At 36.0% G+C, this 22,180-nt stretch carries 17 protein-coding genes and 9 tRNA genes; 11 read left to right on the plus strand and 15 right to left on the minus strand.

Annotated features, from left to right (window positions below; all coding sequences use genetic code 11):
• Positions 1-213 precede the first annotated feature (213 nt).
• Together M983_RS03270 and M983_RS03275 are read left to right on the plus strand one after the other, a co-directional pair.
• The gene (locus M983_RS03270) at positions 214-2,355 is read left to right on the plus strand and encodes a TonB-dependent receptor (RefSeq protein WP_245684002.1); all 2,142 of its coding nucleotides are present in this window, start codon (positions 214-216) and stop codon (positions 2,353-2,355) included.
• Between the two features lie 42 nt (positions 2,356-2,397).
• Entirely contained in the window at positions 2,398-3,414 is a 1,017-nt protein-coding gene (locus M983_RS03275) for an ABC transporter substrate-binding protein (protein ID WP_066746998.1), read from the plus strand.
• A gap of 523 nt (positions 3,415-3,937) precedes the next feature.
• On the opposite strand, the gene M983_RS03280 is transcribed toward M983_RS03275, so the two are convergent.
• From M983_RS03280 to M983_RS03315, 8 genes are all read right to left on the minus strand, one after another.
• Positions 3,938-4,240: a helix-turn-helix domain-containing protein gene (locus M983_RS03280; protein WP_066747001.1), complete on the minus strand. Its 303-nt coding sequence runs from the start codon at positions 4,238-4,240 to the stop codon at positions 3,938-3,940.
• 1,818 nt (positions 4,241-6,058) lie between these two features.
• Positions 6,059-6,134, minus strand: a tRNA-Val gene (locus tag M983_RS03285).
• A gap of 15 nt (positions 6,135-6,149) precedes the next feature.
• Positions 6,150-6,225, minus strand: a tRNA-Lys gene (locus M983_RS03290).
• Positions 6,226-6,262: 37 nt separating this feature from the next.
• A tRNA-Lys gene (locus M983_RS03295) sits at positions 6,263-6,338 on the minus strand.
• A gap of 63 nt (positions 6,339-6,401) precedes the next feature.
• Positions 6,402-6,477 (minus strand) — tRNA-Lys (locus M983_RS03300).
• A 37-nt stretch (positions 6,478-6,514) separates the two neighbouring features.
• A tRNA-Val gene (locus M983_RS03305) sits at positions 6,515-6,590 on the minus strand.
• Positions 6,591-6,632: 42 nt separating this feature from the next.
• Positions 6,633-6,708 (minus strand) — tRNA-Val (locus M983_RS03310).
• Between the two features lie 38 nt (positions 6,709-6,746).
• Positions 6,747-6,822, minus strand: a tRNA-Val gene (locus tag M983_RS03315).
• Positions 6,823-7,135: 313 nt separating this feature from the next.
• Here M983_RS03315 and gltX point away from each other — a divergent pair.
• From gltX to M983_RS03330, 3 genes are all read left to right on the plus strand, one after another.
• The gene (gene gltX / locus M983_RS03320) at positions 7,136-8,554 is read left to right on the plus strand and encodes a glutamate--tRNA ligase (RefSeq protein WP_066747004.1); all 1,419 of its coding nucleotides are present in this window, start codon (positions 7,136-7,138) and stop codon (positions 8,552-8,554) included.
• Positions 8,555-8,709: 155 nt separating this feature from the next.
• Positions 8,710-8,785, plus strand: a tRNA-Ala gene (locus tag M983_RS03325).
• A 27-nt stretch (positions 8,786-8,812) separates the two neighbouring features.
• Positions 8,813-8,888, plus strand: a tRNA-Ala gene (locus M983_RS03330).
• 54 nt (positions 8,889-8,942) lie between these two features.
• On the opposite strand, the gene M983_RS03335 is transcribed toward M983_RS03330, so the two are convergent.
• Positions 8,943-9,695, minus strand: coding sequence for an SDR family NAD(P)-dependent oxidoreductase (locus M983_RS03335; RefSeq protein WP_066747007.1), 753 nt, complete (start codon positions 9,693-9,695; stop codon positions 8,943-8,945).
• Between the two features lie 182 nt (positions 9,696-9,877).
• Here M983_RS03335 and M983_RS03340 point away from each other — a divergent pair, with 182 nt between their 5' ends.
• Positions 9,878-10,318, plus strand: coding sequence for a MarR family winged helix-turn-helix transcriptional regulator (locus M983_RS03340; protein WP_066747010.1), 441 nt, complete (start codon positions 9,878-9,880; stop codon positions 10,316-10,318).
• Here the strand turns inward: M983_RS03340 and M983_RS03345 are convergent.
• From M983_RS03345 to zipA, 4 genes are all read right to left on the minus strand, one after another.
• Complete coding sequence (locus M983_RS03345) at positions 10,315-10,533, minus strand: DUF3820 family protein (protein WP_157091917.1); 219 nt, start codon at positions 10,531-10,533, stop codon at positions 10,315-10,317. The genes M983_RS03340 and M983_RS03345 overlap by 4 nt on opposite strands.
• Positions 10,534-10,706: 173 nt before the next feature.
• On the minus strand, positions 10,707-11,891 hold the full coding sequence (locus M983_RS03350) for a NupC/NupG family nucleoside CNT transporter (protein ID WP_066747016.1): 1,185 nt from the start codon (positions 11,889-11,891) through the stop codon (positions 10,707-10,709).
• Positions 11,892-12,119: 228 nt separating this feature from the next.
• Positions 12,120-14,159: an NAD-dependent DNA ligase LigA gene (ligA, locus tag M983_RS03355; protein WP_066747019.1), complete on the minus strand. Its 2,040-nt coding sequence runs from the start codon at positions 14,157-14,159 to the stop codon at positions 12,120-12,122.
• 58 nt (positions 14,160-14,217) lie between these two features.
• The gene (gene zipA / locus M983_RS03360; protein WP_083954532.1) at positions 14,218-15,252 is read right to left on the minus strand and encodes a cell division protein ZipA; all 1,035 of its coding nucleotides are present in this window, start codon (positions 15,250-15,252) and stop codon (positions 14,218-14,220) included.
• 222 nt (positions 15,253-15,474) lie between these two features.
• Here zipA and cysZ point away from each other — a divergent pair, with 222 nt between their 5' ends.
• Positions 15,475-16,245: a sulfate transporter CysZ gene (cysZ, locus tag M983_RS03365; protein WP_066747022.1), complete on the plus strand. Its 771-nt coding sequence runs from the start codon at positions 15,475-15,477 to the stop codon at positions 16,243-16,245.
• A gap of 55 nt (positions 16,246-16,300) precedes the next feature.
• Here the strand turns inward: cysZ and M983_RS03370 are convergent, their stop codons facing one another.
• On the minus strand, positions 16,301-16,840 hold the full coding sequence (locus tag M983_RS03370) for a hypothetical protein (RefSeq protein WP_066747025.1): 540 nt from the start codon (positions 16,838-16,840) through the stop codon (positions 16,301-16,303).
• A 224-nt stretch (positions 16,841-17,064) separates the two neighbouring features.
• On the opposite strand from M983_RS03370, the gene cysK reads away from it, so the two are divergent.
• The 4 genes from cysK (at position 17,065) to crr (ending at position 21,044) form a co-directional block, all read left to right on the plus strand.
• Complete coding sequence (cysK, locus tag M983_RS03375; protein ID WP_066747029.1) at positions 17,065-18,018, plus strand: cysteine synthase A; 954 nt, start codon at positions 17,065-17,067, stop codon at positions 18,016-18,018.
• Between the two features lie 343 nt (positions 18,019-18,361).
• Positions 18,362-18,619 (plus strand): phosphocarrier protein Hpr, encoded by a 258-nt coding sequence (ptsH, locus tag M983_RS03380; protein ID WP_066747031.1) that lies wholly within the window; start codon positions 18,362-18,364, stop codon positions 18,617-18,619.
• Positions 18,620-18,757: 138 nt separating this feature from the next.
• Entirely contained in the window at positions 18,758-20,485 is a 1,728-nt protein-coding gene (gene ptsI / locus M983_RS03385; RefSeq protein ID WP_066747034.1) for a phosphoenolpyruvate-protein phosphotransferase PtsI, read from the plus strand.
• A 49-nt stretch (positions 20,486-20,534) separates the two neighbouring features.
• Positions 20,535-21,044: a PTS glucose transporter subunit IIA gene (gene crr, locus M983_RS03390; protein ID WP_066747037.1), complete on the plus strand. Its 510-nt coding sequence runs from the start codon at positions 20,535-20,537 to the stop codon at positions 21,042-21,044.
• Positions 21,045-21,154: 110 nt separating this feature from the next.
• Here crr and cysM read toward each other — a convergent pair whose 3' ends face one another.
• A complete protein-coding gene (gene cysM, locus M983_RS03395; RefSeq protein ID WP_066747040.1) occupies positions 21,155-22,036 on the minus strand; it encodes a cysteine synthase CysM in 882 nt (293 codons plus the stop codon).
• Positions 22,037-22,180 lie beyond the last annotated feature (144 nt).

Consider the following 22,180-nt stretch of genomic DNA (forward strand, 5'->3'; position numbering starts at 1 on the left):
TTTTGATCTTTATTCAGAAAAGATTTCATAACTGGATTATTAACAATTATATCATTTTATTTGCATATTATTGGGTGTATAGTCTGCCTCCATCCTCGTTATATACCATTTTATATAGTGAAATATCACAAAATTTTTGTGACGCCTATCGCTATATATAATTTTACCTATCGCAGGATTTGAATAATTAAAAATACATATTTGGAGTTAATCGTGAATAAGTTTATTCTTTCAGCAGTAACTTGTGCTGTTACACACGCTTTCGCTATACCCGCTAGTTTTGCCGTTGGAACAACAGAAAAAATGATTGTGACTGCTCACCCTGTTAATAATAGTGAAGCCGGTGCAGGGTTTATTACTCGTGAAGTGGATATGGGCCCACTGGGTAATAAAAAGTGGTTAGATATACCTTATACAACAAATACATTTACTCAGTCTATTATTGAAAATCAACAAATTACCAGCGTTGCTGATATTTTAAAATATAATGCCTCATCACAAATGCAAGCACGTGGTGGAATGGATGTAGGGCGTCCTCAAAATAGAGGAATGCAAGGCAATGTTGTTGCTAACTCACGTTTAGATGGCGTTAATATTATTTCTACTACTGCATTTCCTGTCGAAATGCTTGAAAGTGTTGATATTATTAATGGCTTAACAGGTTCTCTCTATGGGCCAGCAAGTCCAAGTGGGCAATTTAATTTCACTCAAAAACGCCCTACTCTTAAACGATTAACTTCTATTAATGCTACTTATGTCAATGATGGACAATTCAAAGGACACCTTGATTTAGGTGGCTTTGTTGATGATATCAATACGTTTGGTTATCGTATTAATGTCTTACAAGATGAAGGTAAAGGCTATGTTGCGGGTAGTAAAACACGTCGCCAATTAATTAGTACTGCGTTTGACTGGAATATCTCACCTGAAACAGTATTAGAAATTAATTTCAGTGATTATTGGTTTAAAAAAATGGGTTACCCTGGTGCATTCTCTTATGGACCTAACGTTACTGCATTGCCTGATGCGCCAGATCCAACTAAAGCCGGTTATGGGCAAGCATTTGCTGGTGTTGATCTCCATACCAGAACCATGAGTAGCCGTTTAAAACATGATTTTAATGAAAACTGGCAAATGAGTGCAGCTGTAGGTTATCAAGTGGCTGATCGTGGTTTCCGCTCTATTTCTAATAAATTAAGTGCTGATGGCCAAAAATTTACGCAAAGTCTTTCTGTACCCTCTACTTATGGTCGTTTTACGGTATTAAGTAATTCATTTAATCTTAATGGCCATGTCATGACAGGCGCGCTTTCTCATGATTTAGTGCTTGCAACCAGTGGTTATCGCTGGGATATCTATAGCGCAAATGGTGGTGATAAAACATTTAATCTACCAGTTCAAGATATCAATCATCCTCATCGTTATGATGATCCTTCTCATGATGGTTTCTATACAGGCAGTGCTCGCACAAAAGGAAGCCGTTCTCAAGTACAATCTATTACGGTAGGCGATACTTTAACCTTTAATCCTCAATGGTCTGTTATGGGATCACTTAGCCAAAACTGGATCAAAGAAACGTCTTATCGTAATGGTGGATCAAATCATACTGAAAATGGGCTAAGCCCAGCAATCGCGTTAATGTTTAAACCTGTTCCCAATGTGATGACCTATGTCTCTTATGCTGATTCTCTTGAAGAAGGTGATGTAGCACCTGATACCGCTAAAAATAAAAATGAAGTCCTAAAACCATATCGTAGTGAACAATGGGAAATTGGGGTGAAATCTCAAATTGGCGACCTAAACCTTAATGCTGCTTTATTCCAATTAGAACGACCATTTGCTTATGTCGGTGATGATAATGTCTTTAAAGAGCAAGGCAAGCAGCGTAACCGTGGATTAGAGCTTATTGCTAATGGACAAGTGACTGATGAGTTTTTCATTTTTAGTAGCATGACTTGGTTAGACCCAACATTAACCAATACCGGTAATGCTAAAACACAGGATAAAGATGTTGTTGGTATACCAAAATATCAAGCAAATTTATTAGCGGAGTATCATTTCCCTACTGTTCCAAATATTACTTATAGTGCGAATATCCATCACACGGGAAAACGTGCTGCGAATACAACCAATACTATGTGGGCTAAAGCATATACCACGCTTGATCTTGGTACCCGTTATCAAACAAATTATTGGAATAAAAAAACAATCTTTAGAATTAATTTAGATAATGTCACAAACGAACATTATTGGGCATCTATCTTTTCAGGTAACCAAAATGGAGCTATTGGTGGTGCTAACGCATTCTTAGGCACACCTCGCCAAGTTTCAGTGTCTGTCAGTGTCGAGCTTTAATGAGAGAATAATATGCACAAAGGATTTTTTAAGATCCTGTGTATGACATTGCTGGGAGCTTTTGCTCTCAGCATGCCATGGGTGACACAGGCACAAAGAACTGTTAATTATTATCAAAATAAATCTGTCACTGTTCCTGATAATCCTAAAAGAATCGCAACAAGCTGGAATGCCCATAATGCGATTTTAGCCATGTTAGGTGCTGGTGATAATATTGTTTCTACTACTGATTTAGTTAAAACTATTCCTTTTTTTACTGAAATAGTACCCGCGATAAAATCAGCTTCTATTTCCAGTAAAGGAAATAACGATACACTCAATATAGAGACATTAATTGTTAGCCAACCTGAGATTTTTTTCGCGACAGGAAAACTGTCTGATGCTCAATCTAGTATACTAGAACATGCTGATATTCAAGTCGTTTTACTAAAATCAGGCTCAATGGATGCATTATTAGAAAGAACCTTAATTACTGGGGAAATTTTAGGTACTAAAAGCTATCATCATGCTCAACACTACATTGATTATTTTGAGAGAAATAAAACGCTCGTAAATAGTACAACCAGCAATATAGCTAAAAAATCCCCAATGAAGGTTTATCATGCCTTTGGATCACCGTTAAGAACATCTGGCGCACCTTCTTTAAATCATGATTGGATAACGCTTGCAGGCGGCATTAACGTTGCTGAACATTGGTTTGATACTATTCCTAGTAGGACCGGTGAAGTCTCTTTAGAACGAATTATTAGTGCTGATCCTGATGTTATAGTAACAATGTATGCAAAAGATGCAGAATTCATTAAAAATTCACCACAATGGCAAACTATCACTGCTGTTCGTAATGGGCGAGTGTATACAAATCCTAAAGGGTTATTTTGGTGGTGTAGAGAAACAACCGAAGAAGCGATGCAATTTTTGTGGCTAGCCACAATATTATATCCAGAGCAAACTCATGATATTAATATCAAAGAAGAAACACGCTATTTCTATCAAACGTTTTTTAATATTTTATTAGATGATACACAGCTAATCAGTATCCTTTCACCTAAGGATAACTGAGTATAATATCATTATCACCTTTTCGTTTTTATGAATGTTAAGGTGATAAATATTATTTATAAAACTCTTTATTATTGTATTTATTTTTTGACTTAATGATTAATTATTTCTCTTTTTTGTATGTCCAATATTCTTCTTTCACATTGCTTTGATATCTCTCAATAATACCTATAAAAGGTTATTATTACAAAATCAGTAACCCTCTATAAAGAGGATTTATTCCAATGAATACTTTTTAATTGTCTCTATATTTTTATATATCTTAATTTCTTAACATCTAAAAATAGATTTTATAATATAGAAATAACACTATTATTGGCTGTATATTTAATTTTTATACGGCTTCAAATCAGGGTGAATAGAAAAACGAAATGCCCTATAAAGGGCATTTAATATAAATAAAGACAATAATTTCATGGAGATAAGAAAATTCTCATTACTCAAAAACCACTAATTACTGCACAAGAATTTTCTCATCCTATCTAGTTAAATCCGAAATAAGCAAAAGTATATACGGATATTATCAAAATATAGAAAGAGCTTTACTGTCGAAATGAGTCGAAATATGTTGTTCATTGCTATCAGATTCTTGAGCAAATCCCCCCATGACTTCTTCGAAGAATTGCCCAATATTAACACCTAATACATCAAGAACCTTAACTAAGCAATCAATATCGATACGGTTAACACCACGCTCATAACGGAATAATTGTTGTTCACTGATATCAATCTCTTTTGCTAACTGGAATACAGTATAACCTTGAGATTTTCTTAATGACTTTATTTTTTGTCCAACTGCATAAGCGACTGGATACTTGCTACTCATAATATGTTCTCGCTTTTTACTTTGATTCATATCTAAATTTATAATAGAGTGTCAAATCAATAATATATAAAAACATATAATATTGGATGCACCTTTTTAGTATTAATAAAAAAATAATTATTTTAGATAAACATATGACTATTCATAACATTGCTTATCATATGTAAATAATATACTACGCATTCAAACACTTTCAACCAATCAAAAAAAGATAATATGAGTTAATCAACACTATTTATTTAGATGAAAATACGTAGGAATAATAGGTAAATCAATATTTATCAATACGTTAAACGAATTATTTAATATGAAAAATTGACAGACAACTTAAATCATACTAAACAATTGGAATTAATAACTATAAAGTTTTTAATTTGAAAAATGATAAACTGAATTGTGTGAAATTTAGCCACTATATTTTCGTTTAATTTATTTAAATTTACAAATTAACTTCAAACATTTAACTCTTTTCTTTATTATCACAATGGAGATTAACCGATATCAATGAAATTTTATGAAAATAAAAAAATCTATAGAATACATTTAAAATCAATAAATTAAATAAACTAAAAATGCCATATGTTAATATGGCTCATTTTAGTTTAAATAATTATTAAATACTTGGCATAAGCGTAAAAATCATCTTTTAAATTAATTGTGTTTTAGAGTTAAGATTAATACAGCGCCCTTCTTACAAAAATAGTTATTATTTTATTCGTGAAATTTTATATTTAATAAAAAATAAAATCAAAATATATCGTAGAAATAAAAATCTATATTTATATTTAATCCAACAAGATCTTTTTTAGATATTATTTTGTTTATCAACTAGTTAATAGCTTTTACTTTAAAGTTATATAGAATATACTTTAAATCATAAATTTTTTTTCGTTTTAATGACGTTATTTAAATATTAGTTAATCTTACAAAAATAACGACTGAGCTAAAAAATTAAATAGTAATCAATGACTACATCTCACTATGAAGATATCATCATACTAAAAACAATCAGGCTACCTCTTATTTATCTTAGGTAAAAACCCTTAACTCTAGTCATGATTATTATTAACACAATATATACATTAATATTTTTATATTATTGTTATTATTAATATAAACCATTGTCATTATGTTGTTATTAAAATATGACAAGCTTAAAAATTACTATAACAATATCTGAGATGTAGTTAACTTGACACTGAAAAATAAGAGTCGTTTATATTTTGTAACTAATAAGAATGAATCGGATTTATTTAATTTTAAATCAACAAGTTGCGTAAAAATCAAACAACACACTTCATATATAAAAATTTCATTAAGTTATTATTTGTTAGCCAAAAAATAAAAGGCTAACTTAATAATAGAGCTTAAAATAATCCATCATTTATAGATATTTTCTTTTCCATTAGAATTAAATTATTCTTATAAAAATAACTAAAATCACTCATATTATGGATCATAACTTATACTTTATACTTTTTAATTAGATTTAAATAATATATTAGAAATTATTAATAAAAATTAGAAAAATTTATCCTTTCAATATAAATTAAATAAACTATCTTTAAAAAAGCTGTAGGAACATTTCAATAATTTTTTAACTTTCACTGTATTATTGACTATTTATCATTATCTTATAGGATAATCATTAAAGATTATCTAATAAAAATTTTTACACATCTATTTAAACAAGATAAAAATCAAGTAAATATCTCATTATAAAAATATTTATATTTAAAAGATAAATAAACTTTAATGATAAACAACGGAATTGTTATAATAATGAGAGTTTTATTTGCTAATGGGGATAAATAAAGATGGTGGGCGGTATTGGGCTCGAACCAACGACCTCCTCCTTGTAAGGGAGATGCTCTACCAACTGAGCTAACCGCCCGCTTTGATTATTAAATGGTGGGTCGTGGGCGATTCGAACGCCCGACCAATTGATTAAAAGTCAACTGCTCTACCGGCTGAGCTAACGACCCATTTAATAATTTTTGCGATAAGGAAAATTTTTGAGAATGGTGGGTCGTGGGCGATTCGAACGCCCGACCAATTGATTAAAAGTCAACTGCTCTACCGGCTGAGCTAACGACCCATTCACAAAATATTACTTATTTTAGCCTTTAAGCTTATACAAACTTAAATGTTGTATCAGGAGTGGTGGGTCGTGGGCGATTCGAACGCCCGACCAATTGATTAAAAGTCAACTGCTCTACCGGCTGAGCTAACGACCCTTACCTGAATGTGATATTTTGAAAAAATAAAATGAAGTGGTGGGCGGTATTGGGCTCGAACCAACGACCTCCTCCTTGTAAGGGAGATGCTCTACCAACTGAGCTAACCGCCCACTTCATGATGACTTAATTCTTTTTACCACATTTGATATAATTGGTGGGCGGTATTGGGCTCGAACCAACGACCTCCTCCTTGTAAGGGAGATGCTCTACCAACTGAGCTAACCGCCCAATCATATCAATTATACAACTTATCACAACGAAAATAATGGTGGGCGGTATTGGGCTCGAACCAACGACCTCCTCCTTGTAAGGGAGATGCTCTACCAACTGAGCTAACCGCCCGTCGTGATGGGGTGCATTATAGGGATACTTGGCTGTGAGTCAACGATTTTTATCGGTTTTTTATCGTAATCATGATTGTTCGTTTTATTTTTAGACAAGATGCTTTTTTTAACAGCACAACTTATACAATAGTTATCCAAACTAGTCCTTCATGACGAGTTCGTCAAACAAAAAAGTAATTTTAAAACTTTTATTATGGTTAAAAGCGTAATGTCATTGAGGTATTAGCATCCAGTGATAAAATAAGGCAACAATTTCGTTTTTTTGATAATCACGTTTAACTTTATAAGTAAGACGTACTAAGGCAATTTCAATGAGTAAAATAAAAACCCGTTTTGCACCAAGTCCGACTGGCTACCTACACGTAGGTGGTGCACGTACCGCACTTTATTCCTGGTTATATAGTCGTCATAATAAGGGCGAGTTTGTACTGCGTATTGAAGACACCGATTTAGAACGTTCTACACAACCTGCTATTGATGCCATTATGGATGGCATGAATTGGTTAAACCTAAATTGGGATGAAGGTCCTTATTATCAAACCAAACGTTTTGATCGTTATAACCAAGTTATTGATCAAATGTTAGCAGCAGGCACTGCTTATCGTTGCTACTGTTCTAAAGAACGCTTAGAGCAATTACGTGAAGATCAAATGGCTAAAGGTGAGAAGCCTCGTTACGATGGTTGTTGCCGTGATGGTAATCATACTCATACTCCAGCTGAACCTCACGTTGTACGTTTTTTAAATCCTCAAGAAGGTTCTGTTGTTTTTGACGACAAAATTCGTGGCCCTATTGAATTTAGCAACCAAGAACTTGATGATTTAATCATTCGTCGTACAGATGGTTCACCTACTTATAACTTCTGTGTTGTTATCGATGACTGGGATATGGAAATTACCCACGTTATTCGAGGTGAAGATCATATTAATAATACACCTCGTCAAATCAATATTCTTAAATCGTTAGGCGCGCCAGTTCCTGAATATGCTCACGTTTCTATGATTTTAGGTGATGACGGTAAAAAACTATCAAAACGTTATAATGCAGTAAGTGTTATGCAATATCGTGATGATGGTTATCTACCCGAAGCATTACTGAACTATTTAGTGCGTTTAGGATGGTCTCATGGCGATCAGGAAATCTTCAGTATTGATGAAATGATTGAAGACTTTACTTTAGAAGCGATTAGCAAATCAGCAAGTGCATTTAACACAGATAAATTACTTTGGTTAAATCATCACTATATCAACACATTACCTGCTGAAAAAGTTGCCGTTTATTTAGATTGGCATATCCAGCAACAAAATATTGATACAAGTAATGGCCCATCACTTGTTGAACTCATTAAATTATTAGGCGAACGCTGCAAAACACTAAAAGAAATGGCTGAAAGTTGCCATTATTTCTATGTTGATTTTGAAGACTTTGAAGAAGCAGCCGCTAAAAAACATTTACGTCCTGTTGCTCGTCAACCATTAGAAGTTGTTCGCGATAAGCTATCTCTTATTACTGATTGGACTGCTGAGAATGTTCATAAAGCGATTCAAGATACTGCTGATGAACTCGAAGTGGGTATGGGCAAAGTCGGCATGCCATTACGCGTTGCTGTTACTGGCGCAGGTCAATCACCAGCTTTAGATGTCACTGTTCATGCTATCGGTAAAGCTCGTAGTGTTGCTCGTATTAATAAAGCATTAGACTTTATTACAGCAAGAGAAAACCAAGCATAATTTCTACATCTTTATTACCAAAAAAAGATGCGTTCTTAATTTTAAGGATGCATCTTTTTTTTTGCTCTCTTTTTCAGCAATCAATAAATAATGAGAGATTAAGTGATTGACAGCATTGCGCTTGTTGCCTATTATCAAGCCCGTTCGAGTATATTGGGGCTATAGCTCAGTTGGGAGAGCGCTTGCATGGCATGCAAGAGGTCAGCGGTTCGATCCCGCTTAGCTCCACCAATATATTAATAGAACATCCACATTTGTGGGGTTATAGCTCAGTTGGGAGAGCGCTTGCATGGCATGCAAGAGGTCAACGGTTCGATCCCGTTTAGCTCCACCAAAATTTAAGATCCTGAATATTATCCTTCAGGATTTTTTTTTATTTATCTTCATATCATTGCGCCGTATATCCTCCATCAACAGCATAAAAAGCCCCCGTTGAAAAACTACTCTCATCAGAAAGCAAAAATGCGACTGTTTTAGCAACCTCTTCTCTTGTTCCCATTCGTTTCATTGGATGAGTATTTGCCATCCATTGACGTGTTTCATCGGGTAATAACTGCATTCTTGGTGTGTCAACATAACCAGGACCTATTGCATTAATTCGCACTCCTTTATCCGCGAATTCAAGTGCAGCAGAGCGAGTTATGCCCAAAACAGCATGCTTTGCTGCTGTATAAGCAGAAATACCCGCAATTCCAACAATACCATTTGATGATGAAAGATTGACAATACTACCACCCCCACTTTTTAAAATGTTAGGAATACCGTATTTCAATCCGTAAAACACCCCGTTAATATCGGTATCTATCACTGTTTTCCAATCTTCAATATCATAATCAACAATAGAGGTATTATGAGGGCCTGTTATGCCTGCATTATTCACTAATCCATGTAAGGCGCCTTGCTGTGACATGACTATTTCAAACATTTTTTCAACTTGTGAAGGTGAAGTCATATCAGCCTGCAAAGCGATTACTTTTTTACCCGTTATATCAATAGAGCTTGCTGTTTGTTTCACTTGTTCTAAGTGACGTCCTGTAATAAAAACAGTCGCACCTCGTTGATAAAGTAATTGTGCAATACCTTCACCAACACCTGTACTTGCGCCTGTCACAAGGATGACTTTATCTTCAAAATATTCCATTTTTTAGCCCTTTTATTTCTCGATATTTCATATAAAGAAATGACTTTCCGCTTTAATATGATTAACCAAAGTTAACCATATCAAGTCTACTTGATTAACTTTAGTTAATCAATATGACGTTTATTCATGAATGCTGAGCTGGTATTATTAGCAAAGTGAATAACGGAATAAGTAGCAGATATATGGATAAAAATGAGTTAGAAAATGCATTATCATTGTTGCAATGTACTCTTGTTGCACAGCGTACCCGCTATACTCCAGAGCAGGTCACTTGGGGGCAATATGATATTTTAGAATTATTACGTTTACGTGGTGACCTTACCCCCTCGCAATTAAGTGATACTTTAGCGATTTCAAGACAAAACTTGTCTAAATTTATGCGAGGATTAAAAACATTAGGATTTATTGGGCAATATCGCTCAGATAAAGATAAACGAGAATTAATTACTCATTTAACAGATGATGGCCATGCTTTTTTAGCAAGAGCAGCATTAGGCCGTAAGCAAAATGCTGAAAAAATTCGCTTAGTTTTAACGCGTGATGAACAAGCACGCTTTATTGAACTAAGCCATAAAATTATCAACTCTCTTAGCCCTGAAAAATCAGATGAAAACAAAAGTTAACGAGCGTGTTTTAGAGGCTTTAGAAGCCCTTCTAAGCCATCAATTTTAATTGCTAGCGTCATCTCCATAAGTTGCCCTAGCTTTCCTTCGGGAAATGCGCCTTTTTTGGCAAACCACAATAAATACTCTTCTGGCAAATCGACAAGCATGCGTCCTTTATATTTACCAAATGGCATTTGTGTATTTGCTATATCAATAAGATGTTGTTTTTCCAGCATGGCAAGGTTCACTGTCTATTAAGAATAATCAGTACGATTATAGAGATTTTTTCTTATAAAAAAAGCAGTACCCAAAGGTACTGCCTTATTTTTCGATGACTGGCTAATGCTAACTAAGTATTCGAACTACATCATTATTTAATTCACATGCTACAAGTTTAACTTGTGTATTAAACAAATAGACCTGCGATAGCTGCTGATAAAAAGCTAACCAATGTAGAGCCAAACAGTAGTTTCAGACCAAAACGAGAAACAACGTTGCCTTGCATTTCGTTCAAGCCTTTGATAGCACCTGCAACAATCCCGATTGAAGAGAAGTTTGCAAATGAAACTAAGAATACAGATAAGATACCAACAGAGCGTGGTGTTAATTGCGCTGCCATATCTTGTAAGCTACCCATCGCAACAAATTCGTTAGAAACCAGTTTTGTTGCCATGATACTACCTACACGTAACGCATCTTGCTCAGGAATACCAATAACCCATGCTAATGGATAGAAAACATACCCTAAACAATCTTGGAATGTGATACCGAAAATCATGCTAAAAATTGCGTTTACAGCTGCAATTAAGGCAATAAAACCAATTAACATAGCCGCTACGATTAAGGCAACTTTAAAACCAGCAAGAATATATTCACCTAACATTTCAAAAAAGCTTTGGCCTTCATGAAGGTTACTCATTTGAATATCTTCTTCACTATCAACTGAATATGGGTTGATAACGGAAAGAACAACGAATGTACTGAACATATTCAGTACTAGAGCAGCGACAACGTATTTAGGATCAAGCATTGTCATATATGCACCAACGATTGACATTGATACTGTAGACATAGCGGTTGCTGCCATTGTATACATACGACGTTGAGACATTTTGCCTAATACATCTTTATAGGCAATAAAGTTTTCAGATTGTCCTAAAACCAGTGAACTCACTGCGTTAAAAGATTCTAATTTCCCCATACCGTTCACTTTAGAAAGCACAGTACCGATAATGCGGATCACGAAAGGTAACACTTTGATATGTTGAAGAATACCAATTAATGCAGAAATAAAGATGATTGGACATAATACATTCAGGAAGAAGAATGCTAATCCACCTTTAATCATACCTCCAAAGACAAATTCTGTACCTTGTGCGGCATAACCGAGTAAGTGATCAAAGAGCCCAGCGAATCCACGAACAAATCCTTCACCCACATCAGATGTGAGGAAAAACCAAGCGAGAGCTAGCTCAATAACTAATAATTGCACGATATAGCGAATACGAATTCCTTTGCGATTATTGCTCGCAATGAAAGCCAATGCGCCAATCACAACAAGTGCTAAAACGAAGTGAATGATAGAGGACATGCATGCTCCAAAAATAAAAATGAATCTTGGAGAGCATTTTATGTAACGCGCAACATTAGGATGTGACTATTGTCACAATATCATGAAACTATATACACACTATTTATTAAATAATCTAGGTTGATCACACTTTACAAGTGGTTGAAGTAACATGAAATATAAATTTGACTTAAGGAGAGGATGTTACTGAGATGTTTTCTCAGTAACACCATGCGCATACTAGAATGATTATTCAGATTGATCAAGCAATCTTATCATCTCATTTTCATCAATAACATTAATGCCTAATTCATTTGCTTTCGCTAATTTTGAACCTGCGGCTTCACCCGCTATGACCATATCTGTTTTTTTAGATACACTACCGCTCACTTTGGCACCTAACGCTGTTAATCTCTCTTTAGCTTCATCACGGGTCAGTTGTGATAGTGATCCTGTTAAGACAATCGTTTTACCCACAAAAGGATTATCTCCTGTTTTGTGAGTAACAATAACGGGTGCTTGCCAAGTAATTTTAGCGTCATTAATCAATTGATCAATAACCATTTTATTGTGTTCTTCTTGGAAAAAATTAACCACATGTTTAGCGACAATATCCCCAACGTCTGGCACTAATTTTAACGCCTCAACATCAGCAGTACACAGTGCATCTAATGTTGCAAAATGCGCGGTTAAACCACTGGCTGTTGCTTCGCCAACTTCTCGAATTCCCAAAGCATAAATAAAACGTGCAAATGTCGTTGATTTAGACTTTTCTAATGCATTTATCAGTTTTTTTGCCGATTTTTCACCCATTCTGTCTAAACCAACTAATGTTTTTTCATCTAAACGAAACAGATCAGCCGGCGTTTTGACATACTCTTTTTCAACTAGCTGGTCGATAATTTTATCGCCCATACCATCGACATCCATTGCTCGACGAGAAACAAAATGTTTCAGTGATTCTTTACGTTGAGCGCCACATATCAGCCCACCAGTGCAACGAGCCACAGCTTCGCCTTCAACTCGTTCTATATCAGATTGACAGATAGGGCATTGTGTAGGAAATACAATAGGTTGTGCATTTTCAGGTCGTTTTTCTTCAATCACACTGACAACTTGTGGAATAACATCACCAGCACGACGAATAGTCACTGTATCACCAATACGTAGACCCAAGCGCTCAATCTCATCCGCATTATGTAATGTTGCATTACTTACGATAACACCAGCAACTTGAACGGGTTCTAATCGAGCGACAGGCGTAATCGCACCTGTACGCCCTACTTGAAACTCAACATCTTTAATCACCGTCATTTGTTCTTGAGCTTGGAATTTATAGGCAATAGCCCAACGTGGTGCTCTTGAAACAAAACCTAACGTTTCTTGTAATGCAATATTATCGACTTTGATAACGACGCCATCAATATCAAAGCCTAATGTTGGTCTAATCTCTTCAACATGATGATAAAACTCAAGAACAGCTTTGCTTCCTTTACAACGTTGTACTTTATCACTGACAGGTAAACCCCAGAGTTTAAACTGCTGTAAACGGTCATAATGGCTATCAGGTAGCTCACCACCTTCTAAGACACCAACACCATAGCAAAAGAAGGTCAGAGGTCGTTTTGCAGTAATACGAGGGTCTAATTGGCGTAATGAGCCGGCAGCCGCATTCCTAGGATTAGCAAAGACTTTACCGCCAGTACGGCGAGCTTCTTCGTTTAAATGCTCAAACCCCGTTTCTGTCATAAAGACTTCACCACGAATTTCAATTCGAGCAGGAATATTATCGCCATATAAACGTAAAGGGATGGCTTTAATTGTTCTCACATTTTCGGTGATATTTTCACCTGTTGTACCATCACCACGGGTAGCCGCTTGAATTAATACACCGTTTTCATATAACAAGCTTACCGCTAAACCATCGAGTTTTAGTTCACAACAAAATGTAATTTCTTCACTATTTTTTAAGCGTTCACGTAAACGTTTATCAAATGCGAGATACGTTGTCTCATCAAAGGCATTATCAAGCGATAACATTGGAATTTCGTGTCTGACTTGCTCAAAAGCCGTCAGTGGTAAGGCACCTACACGTTGTGTCGGTGAATCTGACGTAATTAATTCAGGATATTGAGCTTCTAATGCTTTTAGCTCATTCATTAAACTATCGTATTGCACATCAGGAATTTCAGGCGCATCCATGACATGATAAAGATATTCATGGTGACGTAAAGTAATGCGAAGTTTATCAATTTGCTGTTGGATTTGCTGTTGGGTATTTGTATTCATGAGTTATCACCAAAGAAGAAAAACCCCCGCAAGCGGGGGCTTTTTTACAAACAAAAAACTATTGATGTAAATCTAACGTTCTGCGTATTCTCGATTTATAAAGTTCGATTTTTTGCGGTGTCAAAAGCTTACGCTCTTCATCAAGAACAACACCACCAACATCAGAAGCGATTCTCTGCGCTGCAAGTAACATCAACTTAAAGTTTTGATTAGCATCACCGTAGGATGGCACCATCATAAACATTGAGATACCCGGCGTTGACAGGCTTGCCATTGTATCGATGTCAAATGTGCCAGGCTTCACCATATTCGCCAAACTAAACAAAACAGGACCATTACCTGTTGGGTTTAAGTGTCGATGGAAAATATTCATTGCACCAAACTGGAATCCCGCTTGAATAATACTTTGCAATAAGATTTCGCCATCTAACATTTGACCATGATGAGCACTGACATTTAAGACCAAAACAAGCTCTTTTTCTGCTGGCTCTTCAGATACTGATTTTTCAGCCTCTTTTTTATCAGCAACAACAGTATCTTCTATATCAGTATCAGTGCTTGCCATATTAGGTGTAACAGGTGATGAAGGCGCTAGCTCAGAATTCACTGTAGAGTCTACTTTCGCTTCACGTGCTTGTTCAGCGTGTGTTTCAACAACGACTGTTTCTTTCTGTTCCTCTTTCACCACCGTTGTATTCTCTTCAATATCATCATAAACACCAAGGCTAGGCTCTTTGTGTGACGATATTTCATGAGAATGCATTGCTGATGATTGTGCTGTCGATTCAGACACAAGGGGATCGTTATCCTCAACTGTGGAAGTCGGTTCAAATGTTGGCGTCGGTTTTATCGACGGCACATTCTCCTCTTGCTCAGAAGTGGATAAAGAAGGTGTCTGATGACGAGTCTCAGCATATTGTGGTTCATCATCGTTCTCATCTGACTGATAATTCTGTTTCTGACGTTTTACTGGGCGATTACGGAAAAGCTTGGAGCGCTCTTTTCGACCAATCCATAAGCCGTGTAGTAACAAAGCTATGATTAAAATCGCACCAACAACGATTAATATCAGACGCAAATTTTGCTGCATCATTTCTATCTCTGTTGTCTTGAGGTTTAATAGCCACGTTGGCGAATATACTTTTTACTAAGAGTATTTGCCAATGCTTATAAGTGCAAGCCAATACTTAATTTTCTTGTCACAAAGATACACTATCGATAATCTTATGCGCATTTTTTAGACAATTCATGACTAGTAAGGCTGATTATCTGTCTATATGATACTAGCTTGGGTTTATCGATGAGAATAGGAAGTATGACAAATTTGACAGAAACGAATAAAAATTTAAATGGATTTCACTATTTCAATTTAGGTTGGCGCTTAATTACGCGTCCTGGCCTAAAACGTTTTGTTATCTTACCTTTACTTGCCAATATCATTATTCTCGGTAGTGCTTTTTGGTGGTTATACAGTCAAATTGGTACTATGGTCAATTGGATGATGGAGAAAGTACCTGACTGGCTACAGTGGCTAAGTTATGTTATTTGGCCATTATCTGTAATTTTTGTTTTATTGGTATTTACCTATTTCTTTAGTACGTTAGCCAATATTATTGCTTCCCCTTTTAATGGTTTGTTAGCTGAAAAACTTGAGGGAGAAATTACAGGTATTGCGCCACCTGATACGGGAGTTATGGGAATATTAAAAGATCTCCCCCGCATTTTAAAAAGAGAAATGGTAAAGATAGTTTATTATCTTCCTCGTGCTATCGTCTTATTATTATTTTATTTCATTCCCGTTGTAGGTCAAACAGTTGCACCTATTTTGTGGTTTGTTTTTGGAGCTTGGATGATGGCTATCCAATATAATGATTTCCCTTTTGATAATCATAAAATTCCTTTTGCTGATATGAAGTCAACATTGAAAAAAGATAAATGGAATAATCTGCAATTTGGCATGGCTGTAAATATTTTCACTATGATCCCAATTTTAAATTTAGTGATAATGCCCGTTGCTATTTGTGGTTCAACTGCAATGTGGGTCGATCGTTATCGCGATCAACATACCTCAAAAGGGCATTGGTAATTTATTATTAAGATAGGCGCTTTAACAGCGCCTATCTTATGTAAACCTTTTAGATCTATTCATCGGAATGAAGTAGCGATTGGATAAATTCTAATGTTTGCTCTTTATCCATCGGCGTATGTTCATTAATTCCCATCTCAAATATATTTAACGCTGTATCTAATTTTTCGATAATGTCTTCATCGTCGCGAATACAAAAAATATAGCCATTTTCAAAAGGCGTTAATTCAACAATTCGTAATCCTTTCTCAGATAAAAAGTGATTAATGTACTCTAAATATGGCAACTCATAAGGGATAGTATAAGGGTCGGTATCTAACTCATCCCATTCTACATTTTCCATTTGAGATAAAATAAGTTCATTAGGTGATACAGGAAAAACGATTTGTTCTAATGGCTTTAAATCAGGAATTTCACCAAAATACTCTTTCCACTCGATATACTCCATTAAACCTTGTTCTGATAGTGATGCATATAACCAATCAAGCACTTCATCCGATGTATCTGATAAAGGTAAATTTTCACGTAATGCTTGTATATCAAGCTCAGGAACGGCTTGTTCAAGTACTGAAATTAGCTCTTCTATCGTTTCCATTGTTACCTCAGAGTTTCAATTGTTTAATTATTCACCTAGACTATCAGAATAACATCATTCATAGGATGAATTCTGTCCTTTGATTCATGCACTACGATTAGATTTTTTTGGAATAAAAAATCTAAAAAGTTATAAGGATATACATAAACCTTATTTCCATCTTTTTCTTGATGGCGTATTGTAATTTTATCTGACCTTATAAAAATGATGTACCGAGGATAAAAATGAGCAAAATTTTCGAAGATAACTCGCAAACTATCGGCCATACACCTCTTATCCGTTTAAAACATTTCGGAAATGGAAATATTCTGGCTAAAGTAGAATCTCGTAACCCAAGCTTTAGTGTCAAATGCCGTATCGGTGCAAACATGATTTGGGATGCAGAAAAAAAAGGTATCCTGAAACCAGGTGTTGAGCTTGTTGAACCAACTAGCGGTAACACCGGTATTGCATTAGCCTACGTTGCCGCTGCTCGCGGTTATAAATTAACGCTAACCATGCCTGACACTATGAGTATTGAGCGACGTAAGTTATTGAAAGCCTTAGGCGCTAATTTAGTACTAACAGAAGGTGCTAAAGGCATGAAAGGTGCAATCGATAAAGCGAATGAAATTCGTGATAGCGATCCTAAACGCTATATTTTATTACAACAATTCAGCAATCCTGCTAACCCCGAAATTCATGAAAAAACAACAGGACCTGAAATTTGGAATGATACTGATGGCAAGGTAGATGTCGTTATTGCAGGCGTTGGTACTGGTGGGACTATCACTGGTATAGCTCGTTACTTGAAAAAAACACAAGGTAAACCAGTTACTATTGTTGCGGTTGAACCAACAGGTTCTCCTGTTATCACACAAGCATTAGCGGGTGAAGAAATAAAACCAGGCCCACATAAAATCCAAGGCATTGGTGCTGGCTTTATTCCTGAAAACTTAGATTTATCTTTACTTGACCGTGTTGTACAAATTACCAATGAAGAATCCTTTGAAACTGCACGTGAAATTATGACAAAAGAAGGTATCTTAGCGGGCATTTCATCAGGAGCGGCAATAGCGGCTGCTGTAAAATTAGCAAAAGAACCAGAATTTGCTGACAAAGAAATTGTCGTTATTTTACCATCTTCGGGTGAACGTTATTTAAGTACACCACTTTTTTCTGATATTTCGGAGAGCTAAATCGCGTCAGCTCAATTGTAAAATATTTATTACAAAAGCACCTAATTGGTGCTTTTTTTGTGGTTTTTTTGTGCTCGAGATCAAACTTTGTCATGTCAATAGGTGATTTATTCTTTCGAGTTTAGTATTTAATCAACTAATTATTTCGCGGGTCGAAATTAATCAGAAAATAAACATCGCAATAAAATATTATTCGCTCTGTTTTCTGGAATGATTTTTTATCAGATGATACGGTATGACTTAATATTATCTGATATTGTTACGCAAAGCAGGACAAAATCATCTACACTTAGAGAGTCCTGACTTAATGTGAATACTTGAGTTATAAAAGGAAAAAAATCCTATGTACCAGCAAGAAGTTACTATTACAGCACCAAACGGCCTACATACTCGTCCAGCAGCTCAGCTCGTAAAAGATGCAAAAACCTTCTCTTCTGATATCAGCCTCATCTCTGGTGGTAAATCTGCCAGCGCTAAGAGTCTCTTTAAGCTACAAACTTTAGGCTTAACTCAAGGTACTGTTGTGACCATCTCAGCTGAAGGCGAAGATGAAAAAGAAGCTGTTGAACATCTGGTAAAATTAATGGCTGAATTAGAGTAATCCTCTTTTCATCATTAACACGGTTTTGTTCCCCTGCTTATATTCAGGGGAACTTTCACTTAGTCGATTATTTTAAAACAGTAGTATCTTTTGATCCTATTCTTTTAAAATTATCACCAGCAAGTCGTAGGATAAATTATGATTTCAGGAATTTTAGCATCACCAGGTATCGCTTTCGGTAAAGCACTTCTTCTTAAAGAAGAACCTATTACGATTAGCCAACGCAAAATTAAAAGCGAAGAAGTAGATACCCAAATTGAACGTTTCAAGGATGGTCGGAATAAATCAGCACACCAACTAGAAATTATCAAAGAGCGTGCTGAAAAAAACCTAGGAGCAGATAAAGCCGAAATCTTTGAAGGTCATATCATGCTCTTAGAAGATGAAGAATTAGAGCAGGAAATCGTTACACTTATCAAAGGTGAAAAGAAAACGGCTGAAGCTGCGGTGCAATCTGTTATTGAAGATCAAGCAACAGCCCTAGAAGCATTAGATGATGAATACTTAAAAGAACGTGCCGCAGACGTGCGTGATATTGGTAAACGTTTACTGCAAAATATCTTAGGTATGACAATCATCGACTTAAGCGCTATTTCAGAAGAAGTGATTTTAGTTGCGACTGATTTAACCCCTTCAGAAACCGCGCAGTTGAATTTAGATAACGTGTTAGGCTTTATCACAGACTTAGGTGGTAGAACCTCTCACACATCTATCATGGCACGTTCTTTAGAGATCCCAGCTATCGTTGGTACTTCTAATGCAACTAAACAAATCAAAAAAGATGATTATCTTGTTCTTGATGCCATTAATAACAAAGTCATTATTAATCCTTCAGATGAAGAACTTGAAAAGTTAAAAACAATTAAAGAAGACTATCTTCACGAAAAAGAAGAACTTGCTAAGTTGAAAGACTTACCAGCAATTTCACTGGATGGTCATCAGGTTGAGGTTTGTGCCAATATTGGTACTGTACGTGATGTAGCAGGAGCTGAGCGTAATGGTGCTGAAGGTGTAGGCCTTTATCGTACTGAGTTTTTATTTATGGATAGAGACTCATTGCCAACAGAAGAAGAGCAATTCCAAGCTTATAAAGCAGTTGCTGAAGCAGTAGGTAGTCCGGCGGTCATTATCCGTACTATGGATATCGGTGGGGATAAAGATTTACCTTATATGAATCTGCCAAAAGAAGAGAATCCTTTCCTTGGATGGCGTGCAATTCGTATTTGTCTTGATCGTAAAGAGATCCTTCACGCTCAATTACGTGCTATCTTAAGAGCGTCTGCTTTTGGTAAACTGCGCATTATGTTTCCAATGATTATCTCTGTTGAAGAGGTACGTACATTGAAAGCAGAACTTGAAATACTGAAAAGCCAACTTCGTGAAGAGAATAAGTCATTTGATGAATCTATTGAAGTTGGTGTGATGGTTGAAACCCCTGCGGCAGCTGTTATGGCGCGTCACATGGCTAAAGAAGTTGACTTTTTCAGTATTGGGACTAACGATCTAACACAATATACTCTGGCTGTAGACCGTGGAAATGAGCTGATATCTCATCTATACAATCCAATGTCACCTGCTGTATTGAATTTGATTAAACAGGTGATTGATGCATCACATGCTGAAGGTAAATGGACTGGAATGTGTGGTGAACTTGCTGGGGATGAAAGAGCAACACTGCTACTTCTGGGCATGGGATTAGATGAGTTTAGTATGAGTGCCATTTCAATTCCTCGCATTAAGAAAATTATTCGCAATGCGAATTTTGAAGATGCGAAAAACCTCGCTGAGCAAGCACTTGCTCAACCGACGGCTGAGGAATTAATGGAATTAGTAGAAACTTTTACTAAAGAAAAAACACTGTGCTAATCGCATTAGCCAGAGCCCGGTCCCATTTAAAATAATTAGGAGAAGATTCATGGGTCTGTTTGATAAATTAAAATCACTGGTTTCAGAGGAAAAGAAAGGCAGTGGCACGATTGATATTGTTGCACCACTTTCTGGTGAAATCGTCAATATCGAAGATGTACCTGATGTTGTTTTCGCTGAAAAAATTGTAGGTGACGGTATTGCTATCAAACCTGCTGGTAACAAAATCGTTGCCCCAGTAGATGGTACTATCGGTAAAATTTTCGAGACTAACCATGCGTTCTCTATTGAGTCTGACAACGGTATCGAGTTATTTGTCCACTTTGGTATTGACACTGTTGAACTGAAAGGTGAAGGTTTTAAACGTATCGCTGAAGAAGGTCAAAAAGTAAAAACGGGTGATACTATTTTAGAGTTTGACTTGGCTGTATTAGAAGAAAAAGCTAAATCGGTATTAACACCGGTTGTGATTTCTAATATGGACGAGATCCAAGGTCTAACAAAAATGACAGGCCCAGTAACAGTTGGTGAAACTGTGGTTATCCAAATTAAAAAATAAGTTTTATCACTTATTATTAAATAGAAACCGCCACTGATGTGGCGGTTTTTTTCGTTGCTATTCTTTTATGCTTTTTTATATTGTCTTGTTTTATAATGACTGCATATCTATCAACCAAATACGCCTGTTGATAAATAGCGATCACCTCTATCACAAATAATAGCAACGATAACGGCTCCAGGATGTGTTTTAGCAATGCGTAAAGCGCCTGCAACAGCCCCACCAGAACTTACTCCGCAGAAGATGCCCTCTTGACTTGCTAAAAGGCGCATTGTCTCTTCTGCTTGTGTTTGAGACATGTCAATGATCTCATCCACCAGCTCTTTCTCAAAAATACCAGGTAGATAAGCGGGAGACCAACGACGAATTCCCGGAATTTGGCTTTTCTCTTCAGGCTGTAGACCAATAATATTAACGCAATCTGATTGCATTTTTAAATAACGACCCACACCCGTAATCGTTCCTGTTGTGCCCATACTCGATACAAAATGGGTAATACGTCCTTGTGTTTGTTGCCAAATTTCAGGCCCCGTTGAAACAAAATGTGCACGTGGATTATCAGGATTATTAAATTGGTCGAGTACTTTACCCTCGCCTCTTTTTTCCATCTCTTGCGCCAAATCACGAGCGCCTTCCATGCCTATCTCTCGGCTGACTAAAATAAGTTCAGCGCCATAAGCTTGCATAGAGGCTTGACGCTCTTTGCTCATATTTTCAGGCATTAATAACTTTAAGTGATAACCTTTCACTGCAGCAATCATTGCTAACGCTATTCCTGTATTACCACTTGTCGCTTCAATAAGCGTATCACCCGGTTTAATTTCGCCTCGTAATTCTGCTTGCTCTATCATCGATAATGCAGCTCTGTCTTTTACTGAGCCCGCGGGATTATTACCTTCAAGTTTAACCCAAATTTCAGCATCGATATCTTTTGTTAATCTTTGTAATTTGACTAATGGAGTATTACCTATAAATTGCTCTAACCCTGCCACTATAATTCCCTGCTTATTTATTTGTCTGTATTAATGAAGAAATCATATTTAACTTATTAACGCAATCATATTCATATAATTTGATCTGTAGATAAGATAAAAAAAAATTACCCGCGCTGAAAACAGCACAGGTATAAAAATAAT

Origin of the sequence: Proteus myxofaciens ATCC 19692 (genome assembly GCF_001654855.1) — a bacterium.
Lineage (GTDB): Bacteria > Pseudomonadota > Gammaproteobacteria > Enterobacterales > Enterobacteriaceae > Proteus > Proteus myxofaciens.